General features: G+C 38.6%; 14 protein-coding genes. All 14 read left to right on the plus strand.

Annotated features, from left to right (window positions below; translation table 11 throughout):
* Positions 1–128: 128 nt before the first annotated feature.
* The 14 genes from mutS to AC1RNS_RS00355 all read left to right on the plus strand — a co-directional run bounded on the left by mutS (position 129) and on the right by AC1RNS_RS00355 (position 17,072).
* Positions 129–2,696 carry a DNA mismatch repair protein MutS gene (mutS, locus tag AC1RNS_RS00290; protein WP_492989958.1) on the plus strand — a complete coding sequence of 856 codons (2,568 nt, stop codon included), beginning with the start codon at positions 129–131 and terminating at the stop codon, positions 2,694–2,696.
* 14 nt (positions 2,697–2,710) lie between these two features.
* Positions 2,711–4,579 carry a DNA mismatch repair endonuclease MutL gene (gene mutL / locus AC1RNS_RS00295; RefSeq protein ID WP_492989960.1) on the plus strand — a complete coding sequence of 623 codons (1,869 nt, stop codon included), beginning with the start codon at positions 2,711–2,713 and terminating at the stop codon, positions 4,577–4,579.
* Between the two features lie 24 nt (positions 4,580–4,603).
* Entirely contained in the window at positions 4,604–6,100 is a 1,497-nt protein-coding gene (glpK, locus tag AC1RNS_RS00300) for a glycerol kinase GlpK (RefSeq protein WP_492989961.1), read from the plus strand.
* A gap of 18 nt (positions 6,101–6,118) precedes the next feature.
* Positions 6,119–7,765: a glycerol-3-phosphate dehydrogenase/oxidase gene (locus AC1RNS_RS00305; protein WP_492989963.1), complete on the plus strand. Its 1,647-nt coding sequence runs from the start codon at positions 6,119–6,121 to the stop codon at positions 7,763–7,765.
* Positions 7,766–7,769: 4 nt separating this feature from the next.
* Complete coding sequence (locus AC1RNS_RS00310) at positions 7,770–8,687, plus strand: alpha/beta fold hydrolase (protein ID WP_492989964.1); 918 nt, start codon at positions 7,770–7,772, stop codon at positions 8,685–8,687.
* Complete coding sequence (gene miaA, locus AC1RNS_RS00315; RefSeq protein WP_492989965.1) at positions 8,674–9,576, plus strand: tRNA (adenosine(37)-N6)-dimethylallyltransferase MiaA; 903 nt, start codon at positions 8,674–8,676, stop codon at positions 9,574–9,576. Before AC1RNS_RS00310 ends, miaA begins: the two co-directional genes overlap by 14 nt.
* Positions 9,577–9,684: 108 nt before the next feature.
* Entirely contained in the window at positions 9,685–9,915 is a 231-nt protein-coding gene (gene hfq, locus AC1RNS_RS00320) for an RNA chaperone Hfq (RefSeq protein WP_054770660.1), read from the plus strand.
* 105 nt (positions 9,916–10,020) lie between these two features.
* Entirely contained in the window at positions 10,021–10,323 is a 303-nt protein-coding gene (locus AC1RNS_RS00325; protein ID WP_492989966.1) for a rhodanese-like domain-containing protein, read from the plus strand.
* A gap of 229 nt (positions 10,324–10,552) precedes the next feature.
* Positions 10,553–11,500: a nuclease-related domain-containing protein gene (locus tag AC1RNS_RS00330; RefSeq protein WP_492989967.1), complete on the plus strand. Its 948-nt coding sequence runs from the start codon at positions 10,553–10,555 to the stop codon at positions 11,498–11,500.
* A gap of 195 nt (positions 11,501–11,695) precedes the next feature.
* Positions 11,696–12,550: a polysaccharide deacetylase family protein gene (locus AC1RNS_RS00335; RefSeq protein WP_492989968.1), complete on the plus strand. Its 855-nt coding sequence runs from the start codon at positions 11,696–11,698 to the stop codon at positions 12,548–12,550.
* Between the two features lie 27 nt (positions 12,551–12,577).
* Positions 12,578–13,438: a nitrilase-related carbon-nitrogen hydrolase gene (locus tag AC1RNS_RS00340; protein ID WP_492989970.1), complete on the plus strand. Its 861-nt coding sequence runs from the start codon at positions 12,578–12,580 to the stop codon at positions 13,436–13,438.
* 12 nt (positions 13,439–13,450) lie between these two features.
* A complete protein-coding gene (locus AC1RNS_RS00345) occupies positions 13,451–14,464 on the plus strand; it encodes a sugar ABC transporter substrate-binding protein (protein ID WP_492989971.1) in 1,014 nt (337 codons plus the stop codon).
* A gap of 86 nt (positions 14,465–14,550) precedes the next feature.
* Positions 14,551–16,077 (plus strand): sugar ABC transporter ATP-binding protein, encoded by a 1,527-nt coding sequence (locus AC1RNS_RS00350; protein WP_492989972.1) that lies wholly within the window; start codon positions 14,551–14,553, stop codon positions 16,075–16,077.
* Positions 16,077–17,072, plus strand: a complete 996-nt coding sequence (locus AC1RNS_RS00355; protein WP_492989974.1) for an ABC transporter permease — start codon at positions 16,077–16,079, stop codon at positions 17,070–17,072. Before AC1RNS_RS00350 ends, AC1RNS_RS00355 begins: the two co-directional genes overlap by 1 nt.
* Positions 17,073–17,084: the final 12 nt, after the last annotated feature.

Here is a 17,084-nt window from a genome sequence, read left to right on the forward strand (position 1 = left end):
TAATCGTAGCGATAAGTTATTGATACATGCGAAACGCTAACATCTTAAAAAAGATGAATGAAGCGTTTCGCATGTATCTTTTGTTATAATAAAAATATCTATATGGCAAGAGCGAGGGAAAGTTTACTATGACTACATATACACCGATGATGCAACAATATTTGCAGGTAAAAGAAGATTACAAAGATGCCTTTTTATTTTTTAGATTAGGTGATTTTTATGAGATGTTTTTTGAGGATGCGATTAATGCCTCACAACTGTTAGAAATAACATTAACAAGCCGAGATGCAGGTGCAAAAGAACGTATTCCGATGTGCGGCGTGCCACATCATTCGGCAAAAAATTATATTGAAACACTTGTGCAAAAGGGATACAAGGTTGCTATTTGTGAACAAACAGAAGATCCAAAGCAAGCAAAAGGTGTAGTGAAGCGAGAAGTTGTACAGCTTATTACACCTGGTACGATCATGGAGGGGAAATCCCTAGAAGGAAAATCCAATCATTTTATTGGTGCAGCGGAGCAGCTTGATGATACGACATTTGGTTATGCCTATTTAGATCTCTCTACTGGTGAAGCAGTCGTCTCCTCCATCGAGGGAGATGGTCGGGCACTTTTACTACAAATGCAGGCATATGGAGTGCGTGAACTGATTGTAACGGAAGGTTTACAGCTTTTATTAGCGGAGCATGCAGTCAATGCTGGAATCGTATTATCTATTGAAACAGATGAAATGGCTATGGATGAAGCTAAAAATTATTTAGAAGCTGTACCAAGTGAATTACAAGTTGCATGCTTACGTTTGATGGCTTATATCGATAAAACACAAATGCGTTCATTATCACATATTCAAGCGTTTACCTATAATGAAATGAAAAATTACCTACGCATTGATTCTAGTTCAAAGCGTAATTTAGAGCTTATTCAGTCAATACGTGGTGGCGATCAAAAAGGTACACTCCTATGGCTATTAGATGATACAGTGACAGCCATGGGTGGGCGCAAGCTAAAGCAATGGCTACATCAGCCCCTTGCTACACGTTCAGCCATAGAGGCTAGACTGGACATTGTGTCAGATTTATTAGAAGAATATTTTGTTCGAACAGAGCTACAGGCATCCTTAAAACAAGTATATGATCTAGAACGTTTAGCGGGTCGTGTTGCTTTTGGAAATGTAGGAGGGCGTGATTTAGCGCAGCTTCGTGATTCGTTACGTCAGGTGCCTGTCATTCAGCAACAATTACTAAGCGCTAATAAAGAAACCTTACAACAACTTGGTGCTGCACTGGATACATGCGCAGATGTAGAAACATTATTAGCTCATGCGATTACAGATAACCCTCCGATCACAATTAAAGAGGGTGACGTCATTCGCGATGGCTATAATGAACGCTTGGATGAGCTGCGCTATGCTTCACGTAATGGCAAGGATTGGATTGCACAGTTAGAGCAAGAGGAGCGGGCGAAAACAGGTATTAAAAACTTAAAAATTGGCTATAATCGAATCTTTGGTTATTATATTGAAATAACGAAATCGAATATCCATCTAGCTGATTTAACACGCTATGAACGCAAGCAAACTTTAGCGAATGCAGAACGCTATATTACACAGGAGTTAAAGGAAAAAGAGGCATTAATTTTAAATGCGGAAGAAGAAAGTTTAACATTAGAGTATAACTTGTTTGTGGAAATTCGTGATGAATTAAAAGCATTTATCCCACGAGTACAAGCACTAGCAGCAAGTATTAGTGAGATAGATGTGTTAGTCAGTTTTGCGAGTGTTTCTGAGAAATATCGCTTTACAAAGCCTGTATTCCATAATGGTCGCTCCTTAGAAATTATAGAAGGTCGTCATCCTGTAGTGGAGAAAATGCTCAATAAGCAGATGTATGTGCCTAATGATTGTGTGCTTGAGGAAAATCATAATATGATGCTCATTACAGGTCCGAATATGTCCGGTAAAAGCACCTATATGCGTCAAGTTGCACTAATTGTGGTTATGGCGCAAATGGGCTGCTATGTGCCTGCTGAAAGAGCGAGATTGCCTATTACAGATCAGATCTTTACACGTATTGGGGCAGCGGATGATTTAGCGGCAGGGCAATCAACGTTTATGGTAGAGATGCTAGAATCTCAGCATGCCATTATGCACGCTACGAAAAATAGTTTAATGCTGTTTGATGAAATTGGACGGGGTACTTCCACTTATGATGGCATGAGCCTTGCGCAATCCATGATGGAATATATCCATGATAAAATTGGAGCAAATACGCTGTTCTCTACTCATTATCATGAATTAACAGCACTTGAGAAGGAATTACCACGTTTACAAAATGTTCATGTTTCAGCCACTGAAAAAAGTGGAACAGTTGTCTTTTTACACAAGGTCAAAAAGGGTGCAGCTGATAAATCATATGGTATTCATGTAGCACAGCTTGCTCAATTGCCAGAGGAAATTTTATCGAGGGCACGTGTGCTGCTTGAAAACTTTGAGGCTGGGAAGGAAGTAGCTGCACCTCAGGAAATTAACGAACAGCCCATTCAAATGACGCTATTCTCAGAGGAGGAGCCAATTTCATCCGCCGAAACAGAAGTGCTAAAAAATTTAGAAAATGTAAATATTCTAGGCACTTCACCCATGCAGGCAATGAATATTTTATATGAGCTACAGCAGCAGCTAGTAAGTGCTAAAAAATAAAGGAGTGATGCGCAATGGGAAAAATACAAATTATGGACGAATGGCTGTCCAATAAAATAGCTGCAGGGGAAGTAGTTGAAAGACCAGCCTCTGTTGTGAAAGAGCTTGTGGAAAATGCCATAGATGCAGGTAGTACGTCCATCGATGTTTTTTTACTAGAAGCGGGCCTCACTTCAATTCAGGTGATTGATAATGGAAGTGGAATGGACGAAGAGGATGCACTAATATCATTCTCACGTCATGCGACAAGTAAAATCCATCAAGAGCATGATTTATTCCGCATCCGTACTCTCGGCTTTCGAGGTGAAGCATTGGCCTCGATTGCTTCAGTTTCTAAAATGACACTTATTACATCTAATGGGGAATCAGGTACGTATTTAGAGCTGGAGGGTGGACATGAGGTGACACATAAGCCTGGTCCCCTGAGAAAAGGAACAGATCTAACAGTGGCACAGTTATTTTTCAATACACCTGCACGTTTAAAATATATGAAAACGATACAAACCGAGCTTGGACATACAATCGATTTGGTGAACCGTCTTGCACTTGGAAATCCACACATTGCGTTTAGATTGCTACATAATGGTCAGCAGTTGCTACAAACAAATGGACGAGGTGACGTGCAACAAGTATTAGCGGCTATTTACGGTGTGCATAATGCCAAGAAAATGGTGCCCTTTGAGGGAGAGTCACATGATTATAAAGTTTCAGGCTTTGTATCATTACCTGAAGTGACACGTGCCTCGAAAAATTATATGTCTCTCTTTGTCAATGGTCGTTGGGTCAAGCATTATTTAGTGCAAAAAGCGATTGTCGATGCTTATCATACGTATTTACCGATTGAGCGTTTCCCTATAGTGGCTCTCTTTATAGAGGGTGACCCCTATTTAACAGATGTCAATGTTCATCCTGCCAAACATCAAATCCGTTTAAGTAAGGAACCAGAGCTGCTTAAACTCATTGAGGAGACCATTCGGGAAACGATACGCCATGTTATCAGAGTGCCGCAAATGGAAAAGAAGGAAAAGATAGTGCAGCCTACAACAGAGCAGTTAAATATTTGGAAGCCAGCCCCGAAGCTAGATGTGGAGAAAATGAATGCCATTGTAGAAAAGCTTTATGATGTGCAAACCGTTCAAGAATCAAGCATGCTAGAGCCAGTAAAATCAATTCCAGAATCATCACCCACACCTGTTGAAGAAAGCTTTGAACCTGCACCGCCAATTGAGGAAGAACCCATTCAAAATGTGATAGTTGAGGAAGCCCAGCAAGATCCGATTGTTAAGTCTACGAAAGAACCATTTCCTGCACTGGAAGTAGTGGGGCAAATTCATGGCACATATATTGTTGCACAGATGGAGGATGGCTTTTATTTAATTGATCAGCACGCAGCTCAGGAACGTATTAAATATGAATTTTTCCGAGAGAAGGTGGGTATGGTGAACCCAAATGAGCGTCAGGCTTTACTGTTACCATTAACCTTCCACTATGCCGCTGACGAGGCACTACTATTAAGAGAGAACAAACAAGAATTAGAGGCAGTTGGGGTGTTCTTAGAGGAATTTGGACAGTCATCATTTGTCGTGAGGGAGCATCCTAGCTGGTTTCCTAAAGGGGAAGAACAGGAAATTATTGAAGATTTAATTGAACAGGTACTGACCACGAAAAAGGCAGACGTTAAGAAATTACGGGAGGCCGCAGCTATTATGATGAGCTGTAAAAAATCGATTAAGGCCAATCATTTTTTAACTAGGGAGCAAATGGTAACGTTATTGAATGATTTACGAAATGCTGATAATCCATTTACATGCCCTCATGGACGTCCAGTGCTCATACATTTTACGACCTATGAAGTGGAAAAAATGTTTAAACGGGTTATGTAAATCTGCATTAAAGGGGGAGAATGAATGGGTGAATTTATTTTAGCTATAGATCAGGGCACAACGAGCTCAAGAGCGATTTTGTTTGATAAAAAAGGTAAAATTGTCCATGTAGCTCAAAAGGAATTCCAACAATACTTTCCAAAAGCTGGTTGGGTAGAGCATAATGCCAATGAAATTTGGGGTTCTATCCTTGCCGTGATAGCCGCCGTATTAACTGAAAGCGGGCACGAGGCCAGTGAAGTACATGCGATTGGGATCACTAATCAACGTGAAACAACCGTTGTGTGGGATAAGCATACAGGTCAGCCTGTATACAATGCCATTGTCTGGCAGTCTCGACAAACGCAGGACATTGTGAATGACTTAAAGGATCAAGAAGGACTAGAGGAGCTATTTCAGCAAAAAACTGGTTTACGTTTAGATGCCTATTTTTCAGCAACAAAAATTAAATGGATTTTAGATCATGTTGATGACGCAAGGACGATGGCAGAAAACGGAGATTTATTATTTGGTACGATTGATTCCTGGATTGTTTGGCGACTATCAAAAGGAAAGGCACATATAACGGATTATTCAAATGCAGCGCGCACTTTGCTTTACAATATCCATGACTTGAAGTGGGATGGAGAGCTTTGCACACTATTAGATATTCCAATGTCAATGCTGCCAAGTGTAAAAAATTCCTCTGAGATTTATACACATACTGCGCCTAGTATTTTCTTTGGTGAGGAAATCCCGATTGCTGGGATAGCAGGGGATCAGCAGGCAGCGCTTTTTGGCCAAACATGCTTTACAAAGGGAATGGCTAAAAACACGTATGGCACAGGCTGTTTTATGCTATTAAATACAGGTCAGCAGGCGGTTAAATCAGAAAATGGTTTATTAACTACCATTGCCTGGGGAATCGATGGTCAAGTGACGTATGCATTAGAAGGAAGTGTATTTGTTGCAGGCTCAGCGATACAGTGGCTAAGAGACGGTTTGCGAATGATTCGTACAGCCGAGGATTCAGAGACCTATGCGAGTAAGGTGGAAAACACGGATGGTGTGTATGTTGTACCTGCATTTGTAGGTTTAGGAACTCCTTATTGGGATACCGATGCAAGAGGAGCCGTTTTTGGCTTAACACGAGGAACATCTAAGGAGCACTTTATTCGTGCAACACTGGAATCACTAGCCTACCAAACAAAAGATGTGCTAGATGCCATGGAGCAAGATGCGGGTACACCTATTGAGGTGCTTCGAGTAGATGGTGGAGCGGTAAGTAATGAATTTTTAATGCAGTTCCAAAGTGATATTTTGCAATTAAAGGTGGAGCTAGCTAAGCTTAATGAATCAACAGCACTTGGAGCAGCTTATTTAGCAGGGCTTGCGACGAATTTTTGGCCAAATCAAGAGGCATTATCTGCATTATGGATGCATGGGCAAACGTATCAGCCGAAAATGACTGCGGAAGCAGGTGTAGCTCTTTATGAGGGCTGGCAAAGAGCTGTAACGGCTACAAGAATATTTAAATCATAGCTGATGGGGGAATAAGATATGTTTTCATTTGAGCATCGTCCTAAAATTATGCATTTTTTAGAACAATATAGCTTTGACGTCTTAATCATTGGTGGTGGTATTACAGGTGCAGGCATAGCACTCGATGCTGCATCTAGAGGGTTGTCAGTTGCTTTGATTGAGATGCAGGATTTTTCTGCTGGCACCTCAAGTCGTTCTACAAAACTTATTCATGGGGGACTTCGATATTTAAAGCAATTTGATGTAAGCGTAGTGGCTGAGGTTGGACGTGAACGGGAAATTGTATACGATAATGCCGTGCACGTGACAACACCTGAAAAGATGCTTCTACCACTATATAAAAAAGGCTCACTTGGTCCTTTAACTACATCATTAGCATTGAAGGTCTATGATCGCTTAGCAGGTGTCAAGAAGAATGAGCGTAGAACAATGCTAAGTGCACAGGAAACAGCAGCACTTGAGCCTTTACTCAATCAAGATGAGCTGGTCGGTGGAGGCTATTATGTTGAATATCGAACAGATGATGCGCGTCTTACTATTGAAGTTCTGAAAAAAGCAGTGGAATATGGTGCATTATGCATGAACTATGCCGAGATGACAGAATTTTTATATCATAAGAAAAAGCTTGTAGGTGTACAAGTAAAGGATCATGTATCAGGGAAAACGATAGAAGTGCATGCTGCGCAAATTGTTAATGCAACAGGACCCTGGGTAGATGCAGTTCGTCAAAAGGATAAAGTGACAGATAAAAAGCAATTACGATTAACGAAAGGTGTCCATATTGTTCTAGATCAAAAGGATTTTCCACTAAAGCAAGCGGTGTACTTCGATATCATGGATGGTCGAATGGCCTTTGCTATTCCGCGCGATGGCAAAGCTTATGTAGGTACGACAGATACAGAATACGAGGGGGACCCAGCACATCCTTTTGCGACACAAGAGGATGTTGATTATTTAATTGCTGCAGCAAAAACTGTTTTTCCAACAGCGAATATCTCAAGAGATACAATTGAATCTTCCTGGGCAGGCATACGTCCACTTATTTTTGAAAAAGGAAAGAATCCATCTGAAATCTCGCGAAAGGATGAAATATGGACGGCTCCAAGTGGACTCATGACAATTGCTGGTGGAAAATTAACAGGCTATCGCCAAATGGCAGAAACAATTGTTGATAAAATTGTCAAAACGAATAGATACAAGCATGCAAGTACATGTATAACGCGTGAATTATCACTTTCTGGTGCAAAGGGCATCAATGCGATTAATTTCCCAGATTATACAGCCTATAAAGCAAGAGAAGGCGTTCAGTATGGGCTTAACTATGATGAAGCAAAAATGCTTGTTCAAAAATATGGTACAAATGTCGATGCATTGTTTGATCAAGTGAAATATTTACATGAGCATGGTAGTACGATGCCACTTGCTCTTCATGCAATGCTTCTCTATGGTATTGAGGCAGAGATGGTATACACACCAAGTGACTTCTTTATTCGTCGTACAGGCTTGTTATACTTTGATATTGATGCAGTCAAACGTTATAAGCAACAGGTTATTCAAGTGATGCAGCAACGCTTACATTATACAGAACCACAAAAAAACATGTATATTGCACATCTAGAGCAGGCTATTTTAGATGCAACAAGTTTTGTGGAAGAGGGAGTGTAGGGAAATGGAACGTTACATTGAAATGTCAGACGGCCATTTTGTCTTTACGCGTACATTACAGCCAAGAGATACATGTATTGGCCATATTCATATTTTACACGGTATGGCGGAGCATAGTGGGCGCTATATGAAGTTTGCTAGCGCTCTAACGGAAGCTGGGTATGCAGTGACTATGCATGATCATCGAGGGCATGGAGAAACAGCAGGCTATAATGGTACACTAGGTTTTTTTGCTGAACAAAATGGATTTGATCGAGTCGTAGCGGATGTTCATGAAGTAGTCACAGTATTACATGAACAGTTTGCAGATGTCCCTTTCTTCCTATTTGGTCACAGTATGGGATCGTTTATTACGAGAAGATATATGCAACTGTACAGCTACCATGTTGATAGGGTAATCCTATGTGGAACAGGGCATGTGACAACCTTGCATGCAATGGGAAATATGGTAGCACGAGGCTTAGCGAAGCAGCTTGGAAAAGAGACAGAAAGCAAGCTGTTAAATAAGCTGAGCTTTGGGAGCTTTAATAAGCAGTTCCCAAATTCGAAGACTGCGTATGATTGGTTATGCTCTGTTGAAAACGAAGTGCAAAAATATATAGATGATCCATATTGCGGTTTTATCCCGACCAATCAATTTTTTGTAGATTTAACAACAGGTTTTATGACCTTAAATGGAAAAAAAGAAATTGCTAACGTAAGAAAAGATCTTCCTATTCTTTTGATAAGCGGCAGCAAGGATCCAGTAGGAGATCAAGGACAGGGTATTTATGCTGTTGCTGAGCAATTCGCTGCGGCAGGCTTGCAGGATGTGACAGTCTATTTATTTGAGGATAAGCGCCATGAAATTTTAAACGAGGATAACCAGGATGCAGTCTATCAAGTTTTATTACGGTGGTTAGAAAAATATGATACAAGATAAAATAAGGCAGGCAGAGGTCATCGCAATTGTTGGCCCAACTGCTTCAGGTAAAACAGCATTAAGTATTGAGCTAGCAAAAAAATATAATGGTGAAATTATAAACGGTGATTCCATGCAGGTCTATCGAGGCTTAGATATTGGTACGGCTAAAATTACTGTGGAAGAGATGGAGGGTGTGCCACATCATTTACTTAGCTTTAAGGAGCCACTGGAGGCTTTTTCAGTAGCAGACTATCAAAGCTTGGTGCGATCGAAAATTGCAGAAATTCGAGCACGAGGGAGGTTACCTATTATTGTAGGAGGCTCTGGTTTATATGTGCAGGCAGTGCTCTATGATTTTCAATTTACAGAGGAGCAGGTAGATGAGGTGGCACGAAAGGCTTATTATGAAGAGCTGGAAAAATTAGGACCTGATGCGATGCATGCGAAGCTCAAGAAGCTTGACCCACAAACAGCGGAGTCCATTCATCCCAATAATACACGCCGTGTGATACGAGCTTTAGAGATGATCGAGCTTAGTGGTGTTTCTAAGGCTTCCGAGGCACAAAATCGTGGTGAGATCCCTCTCTATAATCATGTTATTTTAGGGCTTGGTCAAAATATGTCTCGGGAAGAGCTATATGATCGAATTAACCGCCGTGTTGATGTGATGATGGACAAGGGTCTATTAGAGGAAGTAAAAGGCTTATGGCAGCAAAATATTCGAGGTGTACAGTCCATTCAAGCGATTGGCTATAAGGAATTATATGATTATTTGGATGGCAAATGTTCACTCAATGTAGCGCTGGACAGTTTAAAACAAAATTCTCGTCGCTATGCCAAAAGACAATTAACTTATTTTCGTAATAAAATGGATATTTATTTTATTTCAAATGGTGAACAAATTTAAAACTTCCATATTACAGAATTGGGAATTTCTAAAAATTACTAATTGCTAAAATGGTAGAACATGCTACTATAGGAATGAAGAGGTAGAAAGAGTAGGGAGGCACATTTGATGAAGTCTATTAATTTGCAAGATACGTTCTTGAACCATCTACGTAAAAACAGTGTATTTGTAACTGTGTTTCTATTAAACGGCTTTCAATTAAAAGGAACTGTAAAATCCTATGATAACTTTACAGTGTTGTTAATTGATGCTGAAAGTAAGCAACATCTTATTTACAAACACGCAATTTCTACATTCGTTCCTGTAAAGCAAGTAGATTTTTTAGAAACAGAGCAATAAAATCAAGTAAATACGATATGAAAACAGTTAGTGTTCATGACACTAGCTGTTTTTTTGTCTTCGGGCTATAATGTAATAGGAAATTGATATTTTGGAGGAACTTTTATGAAATCAATGGATACAACGCAATTATTAGAACTATTAGATGCTAATGAAGATCTTTACATTATTGATGTTCGTGAGGATGATGAGGTAGCGCAAGGTATGATTCCTGGTGCTCAACATATAGCACTTGGAACAATTCCAGAACATTTAGAGGACTTAGATGCGACGAAGCCATATATTATTGTTTGCAAGGCTGGCGGTCGTTCAGCAAATGCTTGCTCATACCTAGAAGCTCAGGGCTTTAATGTGACAAACCTTGAAGGCGGCATGCTTGCTTATGATGGCGAGTTAGAATTTAAATAACATTGATTTTGAGCCTTCGTGTTGTATGCGAGGGCTTTTTATTTTGTCGAATACAAGTGGAAATTTGTGTTTTGATGGGGGGGTTGCTGAATTGAGGGAAATATGTGCAGGATTAATTAGTATTTATGCTAGATAGAGGGCTGCTTGTGCTTGATAGCAAGAGAAAAATACATGATTGAACGCAATTCAGTCTAACTGATATGATAAGTACAAGAAAGGTGGTGATAAATTGCAAACAATCCAGCGAAAAAAGCCCCATAAATTATTAAAGCTTGAAGCAATATTACGAAGACTCCCAAAAACATCCCCAAATTATCCGTATTTTCAAGAGTTACATCGAAAATTGAGTGCAGGTTTTCAAGGTGAGCTCCGAGTTGATCGACTTTTGCAAGAAATGAACTTCGCTTTCCCCTATCATTTATTCCATGATTATAGTTTTGTCAATGATTCAGGCTTTACACATCAAATCGATACGCTATTCGTGACACCACATTTTCTATGCTTAATCGAAATTAAAAATATTTTAGGACGACTTGACTTTGATGATGTAAAGAGACAATGCATTCGAACAACTTTGGATGGAAAAATAGACAGTATTATCTATCCAGTGGACCAACTATTTCGACATCAGTGTTATTTTCAAATATTGTTAAAGCAACTAAATATAGAACTTCCAATTGTGAAAGTGATAGTAATTGCAAATCAATCTACCGTAATTGGTCAATTAAGTAAGGAGTGTCCAATTATGCATAGTGTAGGTTTACCTTATTTCTTAAGACAACAGCAGCAATATTTTGACCAACATTCTTTAGCAACCAGTGATTTTCGAAGGTTGCTAAACCATTTAACAATTATACGTCAAGATAAATTATGGGAACAGAAATTAACGAAAGATGAGTGGAGATCTGGGGTTCTATGTCCAATGTGTGCCTATGAGAAGAGCATGCTTTATAGACATGGCTCCTGGTTTTGTCGAAGTTGTGGTGTAGAAAATAATGAGGCATTTCTACAATCATTACAGGATTACCGTCTTTTACGGGACAGCTATATTACCACAAACACCTTATGCCAAGAATTCAATATACCAAGCAAGTATATTGCCTACCGTATTGTAAAAGCATTGAAGCTTGAAAAGATAGGGAATAACCGCTATAGCTATTATAAAATTTCAGATTAGAAAGATACACGATGAAAGCGGTCTTCATCGTATATCTTATTAAAATACATAAAAACCAACCATGAGAAGATTGATGTAAAAAGCAGCTATTTTTTGTGTTTATTTAAAAAATAGCTGCTTTTTAATTTTTTGCATTTTTAAAAATAATCAGAATTATGTATATTTTTGTTGTAATGAAACGAAGGAGGAATTGATATGCAAAGTACTGGTAGAGTGAGAATCCCTGAGGGAAAGAAAGTTGCAGTAAATATTGGTGTAGATTTTGATGCAGCATCTGTATGGTATGGCACGTTTGGTCGAACATCGCCAGCCTATTTAGCAAGAGGTGAGTTTGGAGCTGAGGTTGGTGTGCCAAGATTATTGAATTTATTTGAGAAATATAATATTACGACAACATTTTGTATTCCAGGACATACGATAGACACACATACAGAAACTGTTAAAAACATTATTAAAGCCGGACATGAAGTATGCCATCACGGCTACGCACATGAAAACCCAACAGATATGAGCTATGAACAAGAGGAATCCATAATGTTAAAGGGATTAGAGGCTTTAAAGCGAGTTGGGATTGAACCGGTGGGCTATCGTTCACCAGCGTGGGATTACAGCCCAAATACATTAAAACTATTAGAAAAATATAATTTTAAATATGATAGTAGTTTAATGGGGAATGATCTACATCCATATCGTCCAAGAGAAGTAAATGTTGATTTTGATAATGGCAATACTTTTGGCCCCCCAAGTCACGTAATTGAAATTCCCGTATCATGGTATTTAGATGATTTTCCAACCCAAGAATATGTGATTGGAGGGGGAGAGGGTCTACGCTCAAACACAGAAGTATATGAGCGCTGGAAATCTATCTTCGATTATGCAATCGATCATTTAGAGGGGGCTTGTTATATTTTAACCGTTCATCCTCAAACAATAGGACGAGCACATAATATTCAAATGCTAGAAAAGCTAATTCAATATATGGAAGAGAAAGGAGCTTGGTTCACAACACTTGAAAATATTTGCTTGGCATATGAAGAAAATATTAATTAATCGTTTAAAAAAGGAGGAAATACATCCATGCAAGTAAAGGTTTCGAATGTTCAATTTAAATTTGAAAGCTATTCATCCTTTGAGGATTTTGCCAATACGGTCCAACGTATTTTTAAAGATATTCCTTTAGATAGTGATTATGTTTTATTCCCGGAGCTAGTAACGATTGGTCTACTGACAACCTATGAGGACTATCACACATTTACAAGTCAAGATAATAGTAAGCTTGTTAATTTTTTAAATGATTATATTGAGCTGTTTAATACGTTATCTACAGCTAGAAATCAGGTTATTATTGCTGGCTCCACGCTTGAGCAGGAAGGACTGGATACCTATAATACAGCTTATATTTTTGATGGAAAAGGTAATTATGCTAAGCATAGAAAAACGCATATTTTCCCAGCGGAATCGGATTGGGATACAAAAGAAGGGAATATCCTTGAAACATTTGATATTGGACCAGTAAGGATTGGTGTAGCTATCTGCTATGAAATTGAAATACCTGAAATAGCGACAATTTATAGTAGACAAGGAGCGGATATTATTTTCTGTCCTTCCTATACATTTACTGAGCATGGTTTTTGGCGTGTTCGTCATTGTGCTGAAGCAAGGTGTATTGAAAATCAGTTATACGTAATTCATTCCCCTATTATTGGAGAGGTAGACGGTGTCATCGAAACTGGCTTTGGTAATTCTGCCAATTTATCGCCATGTGAGCTTCCATGGACATCCAACGGAATAATGGAAGAATGTACTACAAGCGATTTTGAGATTATTACCTCTATACTAGAGATAGACACATTATATGACAAAAGAAAAAGTGGTGTAGCTACTACTTTTCATGATAGAAAACGAAGAAATGATTTATATCAAAACTATAATATGTAAGAGGTGTTTTTTATGAAAAAATGGTTAACAGTTTGTTTGTTCGTTTTCGCTGTCCTTTTGGCAGCATGTAGTAGTACGGATGATTCAGGCAGCTCGGATGACAAGCAATCCTCTGATGATCAGAAAACGGTGGCCTTTTTCTCTGCAGGTGCCAGCAATAATTATTTACAAACAGGCATTAAAGAAGCAGAAAAAGTAGCAAAAGAATACGGTTGGAAAATAGAAATATTTGATGGTGGCTTTGATCCGCTTAAACAGCTAAACCAGCTTCAAAATGCAGTAGCACAAAAAAAGTTTGACGCCTTTTTAATAGAGGCGGTGGATGGTAATCAGCTATGTGATATGGTTCAAAGCTCAGTTCTTCCAGCGAATATTGCTGTTTCAGCCATTAATATTGAATTGTGTGGAGCAGTGGATGATGCTGCTGAGGGAACACTTACGTTTGTCGGTGGACAAGGTGTTAATGTTTATCAAGATATTTACAAGGATATTGTTGCAAACAATCCAGATGGCGGGAAGATTGCTATTATTGGTGGTCCATCCACTGGTACGCCTTATTTAAACAATATAAAGGGCATGGAGCTTGAAATAGCCAATAATGATAAATGGCAAATCATTGGTCCCTATTCAACAGATTACACGGCCAATCAAGCGTTCCAAGTTACACAAAACGCATTACAGGCTCATCCTGACTTGAAGGTGATTTTTTCAAACTATTCAGGAATGTCAGCAGGGGTTGTAGAGGCCGTGAATGCTGCGGGTAAAAAAGGAAAAGTGAAAATTTATGATTTTGGTGGGGACGAGTGGTCCTTTGAAGCAGTCCGAAACGGTGATATTGAACAAACAGTTATTATGCTTCCAAAAGAAGAGGTACAAAAAGGAATGGAAGCGATTAAAAATCATTTTGAAGGAAAGGATTATCAATCCTTTTATGATTTAACGCAAGAGGAAATTTTACCAGGTACACCTTATGTGAATAAAAATAATATCGCAGATTTTGAGACAAAAGGGTTACCAGAATATTAGATTGAGCCATTATAAAAATATAAGGCAAGTTCACGGGCATTTTCTATTACCCCGTGTGCTTGCTTTATCAGGAGGGGAGTGATTCTATGACAAAGGCAGCACCTATTATCAATATCACTAATTTATCAAAAAAATATGGTGAATTTTTTGCGAATCAAAGCATTCATATAACAATATCAAAAGGTCACTGCCACGCTTTTATTGGGCAAAATGGCTCTGGTAAATCAACACTTATTGGCATGCTTTCAGGCAGAATTAAGCCAACAGAAGGCAATATTTTTATTGATCAAAATGAATTGCATTATGGCGATCCTCATAGCTCTAGAGAGGCTGGCATTGCAACAATATTTCAGGAATTAACCATCATACCGAATATGACCGCCTTAGATAATGTATTTCTTGGCTTTAAGGAAGGTAAGTCAATTTTAGTCAATCGAAAAAAACGATTAGAACGATTTTATGAATTGAGCAAACTATTAAATACGCGTATTTCACCGAATTCTTATGCAATTGATTTGTCTGTAGCCGATCAGCAGATTCTTGAAATCATGAGATGTTTAAATTTAGATTCCAAAATTCTAATTTTAGATGAGCCTACGTCCTCCTTAGCACAGAATGAGAGGGAGGCTTTATTAGAGGCTTTAACGGAATTGAAAAAAAGAGGAATCACGATTCTTTACGTTAGTCATCATCTGGACGAAATCATGAAGATTTGTGATTCATTTACGGTGTTAAAGAATGGTGTAGTTACGGAGCATAGCAGCATAGAGGGATGGACAAAGCAAAAAATTGTACATGCTATGCTTGGAGAAGAAATCGACAGTGATTTTAAAGAAATTTTAGTGCAGGAGTATCCAAATCAAATTCCTTCAGAGGAAATTATATTAGAGGTTGCAAATTTGGAGAGCTTCCACTTTTTAAAAAATATATCCTTTACGTTAAAGCGAGGAGAAATTTTAGGCTTGGGTGGATTAGTGGGCTCGGGCAGAAGCGCAATTGCTAACACGCTTTATGGGCTAGGCGAAAATTGTAAAGGAACGATTAAAATACAGGGGGAGTCAGTTAAAATCCCTTCTACACCTAGACAAGCAATTGGAAATGGAATCGTATTAGCCCCAGAGGACCGGAAAAAAACGGGACTTCATTTAGGCTTTGAGGTACATGAAAACATTAATCTAATTGATTTAAAGCGTATTGGTTCCTATGGTTTTTTATCTACTAAAAGATCAAAAAAACTTGCTCAACAATATATACAGGAGTTTAAGCTAACACGACCGATTAACTCCATCGTTAAAAATTTATCAGGGGGAAATCAGCAGAAGGTTTTATTGTCAAAGGTTACGAGTGTTAATCCGAAGGTTTTAATAGTAGATGAACCTACTAGAGGAATTGATGTTGGCGTTAAGTTAGATGTGTTACGTAAATTAAAGGAGTTAGCGATGCAAGGTATGAGTATCATTATTATTTCCTCAGAGCTAGAAGAGGTGGTTGCTGTCAGCAATCGTATACTTGTTATTTCTAAAGGAGAAATTGTTAGTGAACTAAAGGGCAAGGACATTAGTGTCAATAAAATCGTTGAATCAACGTTTTTGGAAGGGAGTCATCAGACATAATGAATAAACTATCTGAAGAGCAGAATTTGACTTCTTCTGGAAAACAAAGTCTGAATATTAGTAATATTAAAAATTTAGGGTTTAGATATGGCGTAGTGTTTGCATTTTTTGTGCTGATTATTATTTCCTCAATTGTTTACAATGGGTTTCTAAATCCTACTAATATATTAAATATGCTAAGTCAATTGGCGATTATTGGCATAATGGCTGCTGGAATGACCTATGTAATGATAACTGGTGGTTTAGATATGTCTATCGGAGGATTATACGCTGCAACGGCCGTCGTCGCTGCAAGCCTAGTAGATAGCACATCTATTTTTGTAGCAGTGATTGTTGGTTTATCAGTTGGCCTCATTGCAGGTTTATTAAATGGTGTTTTAATCACTTATTTAAAAGTACCTCCTTTTGTAGCAACACTGGGAACAGGCTCTATTTTCACTGGCTTTGCATTAGTATATTCGAAGGCACAGCCATTTTTTGTGAAGGACCCAGCCTATAAATTTTTCGGTTCTCATTATCTCGGACCTATTCCCGTTTCTGTCATTATTCTAGCTGTTATTTTTATTACGCTAGGGACAATTCTCTCTTATACGCTATATGGAAAGGCACTATATGCAGTAGGAGGTAACAGTGAGGCTAGTAGATTAGCGGGGTTAAAGACAAATCGACTAGTCATTAGCACCTATATCATCTGTGGTCTATGTGCATCCATGAGCGGTATCATTTTATCATCTCGACTTGCACAGGGTCAGGCAAATATAGGGGAATCAATTGTTTTAGATGTAATAGCAGCTGTCGTTATTGGGGGTACCTCACTTTCAGGTGGACAGGGTGCAATTTGGCGAACATTTATTGGTGGAAGTATTTTAATTATGATTTCAAATGTTTTTGATAGTCTTTCCATCAGTACTTATTGGCAATCCATCTTTAAAGGCGCCATTATAATTGTCGCTGTTATGATCGATTTTTATGGACGTTCGAAGATTCAGAAATAGAGAGGATGAATA

The organism is Lysinibacillus sp. GW821-FHT14F06, from assembly GCF_058803665.1.